This window comes from Microcoleus sp. B7-D4 (genome assembly GCF_036705125.1).
Taxonomy (GTDB): Bacteria; Cyanobacteriota; Cyanobacteriia; order Cyanobacteriales; family Microcoleaceae; genus Microcoleus.
The window spans coordinates 12,533-16,730 of record NZ_JAUBTT010000072.1 but is presented as its reverse complement, the minus strand read 5'-3'; the positions used below and the strand labels follow the sequence as shown (position 1 = coordinate 16,730).

Here is a 4,198-nt window from a genome sequence, read left to right as displayed (position 1 = left end):
GATTGTTGGGATTATTGGGATTATTGGGATTATTGGGATTGTTGGGATTATTGGGATTGTTGGGATTATTGGGATTATTGGGATTGTCGGGATTATCGGGATTGTCGGGATTAGTTGGTTGGTTGGTAGTGACGATCGCACTATTACCTTGAGTGTAAGAATTTATGAAAGATTGCCCTTGAGTAATCGTACCCACAGCATTACTGGCGATCGCCCCAGCAGTACCGTTAGTCGTCGCATCTCCCACCGCAAAAGGTATCGGCGGATTGACATCGCCGCCACCGTGGCGGATCGTAACTGTACCCGCTTGAGTGTCGCCAAGAGTCGAGATGCTAACAGGAGTGCCGTTTTGGTCAAAAGTACCCGTCACTCGAACTAAACCCGGAGTTGCGATCTCAACATTACCGCCCGCAGCATCGATCGATGCAACGCTGATATCATTTTGAGCGTTAAGATTTACTCTAGAAGTGCGATCGACACTAACAACAGGATTAACATTTATTCGCCCAATTGCGATTTCGTTCCCCGCTAAAATTCCGACACTTTCGGCAGCACTTATATTGCCAGTGTTGACAGTTCCCCTGCTGCTAGTTACATCAACTGCAACTCCCCGCAAATCCCTTGAATTTACATCGAGCGGCGCTGTCAAATTGACATTTCCTGTTGCGGCGTCCGTATTGCCAATAATATTAATACTTCCCGAATTGCTAGTTACATTAACTCCAACTCCCTGCAAATCTCCTGAATTTACATTGCCAGAACCTGTCAAATTGACATTTCCTGTTGTGGCGTCCGTATTGCCAATAATATTAATACTTCCAGAATTGCTAGTTACATTAACTCCAACTCCCCGCAAATCTCCTGAATTTACATTGCCAGAACCTGTCAAATTGACGGTATTTTCTGTTGCTGTGGCACTTCCAATCTCAATACTTCCCGAATTGCTATTTACATTAACTCTTGTTCCCAGCAAATTCCCTGAACTTACATTGCCAGAAGCTATGACATTAATATTCCCAAGTGATGTAGTATTGCCGATCGCAATTGTTCCCCCATCGCTATTGACTGCAACTACTCCCCCTTGCAAACTCCCTGCCTGTAAGTCGCTGGATGCTCTCAAAGCAATAGTGCCCGTGCCAGCGTCGATCGAGACAACATTAATATTAGTTTGGGCATCCAGATTTACTGTGGGAATCCGATTAACTGGATTTGTGGTGGCAGGATTAACAGTTATTGCCCCTGTGTTGATTAGCTGTTGGGCTAGAATTCTGACATCTCCAGAAGTAGCGATCGCCCCCGTATTAACACTCCCATTGCGGCTGCTAGCATTGACAGTCGCAGCGGTGAGATTGCCTACCGTTAAGTCCCTAGAAGCTGTCAAACTGATATTTTCAGTTGCTGTAATATTGACTGGTGTAGTATTGGGGACTATAATATTCGGATCGCTCAAAACTCCCAATGCCCCGGAGTTACTGATAATATCAACATTAGATCCCTGCAAAGTCCCAAAATTAACATTGCCAAAAGCTCTGAGTTCGATCGCCCCGGAAGTCCCAGTATCGATCGACCCTGTTACTATATTGCCTCGAACAGTATTCAGACTAATACTGCCGTTGATCTCAGCACGAGAAATGTCACTTGTCAATATAATATTGTCATTAGCTTGAATATTAATTGTCGAACTAGACGTTAATCTGCCCCCAACTACCACTGCCCCTTCCCTGCTTTCGAGATTTATTTGACCGCCATTAATATCTCTAGTTGCGATAGTTCCCGGCGCTGACAAAATCACCGGCCCGCCGGCCGAAATATTTTCAACAGAAATCAAATTATTCGATAAAATAGACGCAGGAGTAAATATTGCATCGTCACCTAAAGGATTAGGTTGTTCATTATCACCCGGAGTATCCCTAGGAGAATTAGGAACATTAGGAGAATTGGCCAAATTTTGCACTCCCGCCCGCAGAATTAAAGCCGGACTGCTGGTTAAAATAGCAATATCTGGATCGCCACTCACATTTTCCCTACCCAACGCAATATCGGGGCCGGTAATTGTAATTTCCTCGGCAACAATGCTCCCCCTCGCCTCGACTTTCAGCGAAACTCCGGTATAATCTCCAAAGAAAACATCTCCTTCCGAACTGATAATCGGGTCAAATAAACTGACAAAGTTTCCCGGCATTCCCGACAAATTGCGAATCGAAAAATTGCCACCCGAAACAAAGTGGGCATCCCCCGAAATAACACCGTTGCTAACCAAACTCAAATTGCCGCCACTTTGGAATTGCGGGGGAAGAGATAAGCCGCCGATCGCATTTTGAGTGAGAATATCAATAGTGCGATCGGCCTGAATGTATAAATTCCCCCCAGCCTGCGCCAAAAAAGGATTCTGGGCGCTGTCCCTGACCCGCACCGCATCCCCACCCAGCAAACTCAAATCCCCCGTAGTTTGCAGCCTAGCGCCCGCTAACGTCAGATTTTCCGCAGCCCATAAATTCGCACCTCCCGCACTCAACTGCGGAAGCCCAGACACATTAGCAGAAATCGCCACATCCCCAGAATTCACCTGCAAACCAGAACCCACAAGCCGCACAGAACCGTCATCAGCAACCGCAACACCCGCCGCCTGATTTTGCCCAGTACCTGTCAGCAACTGCGGCAAAGAAACAGGATTCAAAGTCTGTTGAGAATTACCCAAATTTCCGCCCGTTGCTATTTCCAAACTCAACAAATGCCCCGGTTGACTAATGCGGAGAACATTATCTCCCCCAACAGCAGCAACAGTAATTTGCCCGCCCGCAGCCGACAACTGCCCGGTACTAACAACCGTACCGCCAAGCAAAGCCAAATTTTGCCCAGGAGTCACCGCTAAATTGCCAGCATTAACAATACTTCCCGGTACACCCGGACTAAAATAAAAAGCATTTGGCGTACCCACCAACGCGCTAAAATTATTTGTACCTGCAGCATTAAACCAATTTGAACCAAAACCGACACCAGTAGCAGTAGTTGCAGTGAAAGCCGCCGGCACATTCAAACTCGCGTTCGGGCCAAACACAATTCCCGCAGGATTAATGAGAAAAAGATTAGAATTGCCGCCCGTGACAGTAATTAAACCGTTAATTAGCGAAGCGTCCCCGCCAGCAATTCGAGCTAATATATTTTGAATAGCCGAATTAGTCAGAAAATTAGCAATTTGACCTTGATTCAAGCCGAACTGCCCAAAACTGTGAAAAAGATTCGCGCCGTCTCCCGACAAACTGCCGCCGTTGATATCATAACGGTTGCCGATCGGGGTGACAACAGTACCCGTACCGTCAGCAGCAGGCACTATGGGCTGTGCTTGCGCGAAAGTATTAAAAATTAACAAAGAAAAGGGACAAATAAATAGCGCAACCTTTTTAATCTTTAAGTTGGCATTTTTCATAGCAACAAGTAAAACTATCTCAATTGCCTTAATTATCGCACTTGCAAACAACTTACCTCTAAATTACACATTAATTCGCTCATGACAACTCCCAAAATCAAAAGCCTCTACACAGACGGCGCTTGTTCCGGCAACCCAGGCCCAGGCGGCTGGGGTGCAGTAGTTTGTTTCGCCGACGGCAAATGTCACGAACTCGGAGGTGCAGACCCCCAAACCACTAACAACCGCATGGAAATGCAAGCTGCCGTCGCTGCGCTGGAATTTTTTGCCAATTCCGGTCAAACCGAACCCGTCACCGTTTACACCGACAGCGAATACGTTAAAAACGGCATCACTAAATGGATTCAAGGCTGGAAAAATAAAGGCTGGAAAACCTCAACCGGCAAAGATGTTGTCAACCAAGACCTCTGGCACCTGCTAGACAAGCTGAATTCCCGACAAATCAAGTGGGAACACGTCCGCGGCCACTCCGGCGACTTCTACAACGACAGATGCGATGAAATCGCCCGCAGCTTCTCCCACAATCTCACTCCCCAACTGCAACAGCAGAAACCAACGGGAGACGAGGCCGGGGCGGGCACGGGGGCATCGCCCCTACGCTTTGACAACACAATTGTTTCGGAAGAAACGGACGCAACTGGTAACAAACAGCAGAAACCAACGGGAGACGAGGCCGGGGCGGGCACGGGGGCACCGCCCCTACGCTTTGACAACACAATTGTTTCGGAAGAAACGGACGCAACTGGTAACAAACAGCAGAAACCAACGGGA

2 protein-coding genes are annotated in these 4,198 nt (G+C 47.4%); one reads left to right on the top strand and one right to left on the bottom strand.

The genetic code is table 11. The annotated features are described in order from the left end of the window. Positions 1-3,427: two-partner secretion domain-containing protein (locus tag QUB12_RS25555; protein WP_333308998.1), on the bottom strand; the 3,427-nt coding region annotated here is incomplete at its 3' end. Between the two features lie 81 nt (positions 3,428-3,508). On the opposite strand from QUB12_RS25555, the gene rnhA reads away from it, so the two are divergent. After that, positions 3,509-4,198, top strand: a 690-nt coding sequence (rnhA, locus tag QUB12_RS25550; protein ID WP_333144227.1) for a ribonuclease HI, incomplete at its 3' end; no start/stop codon positions are given.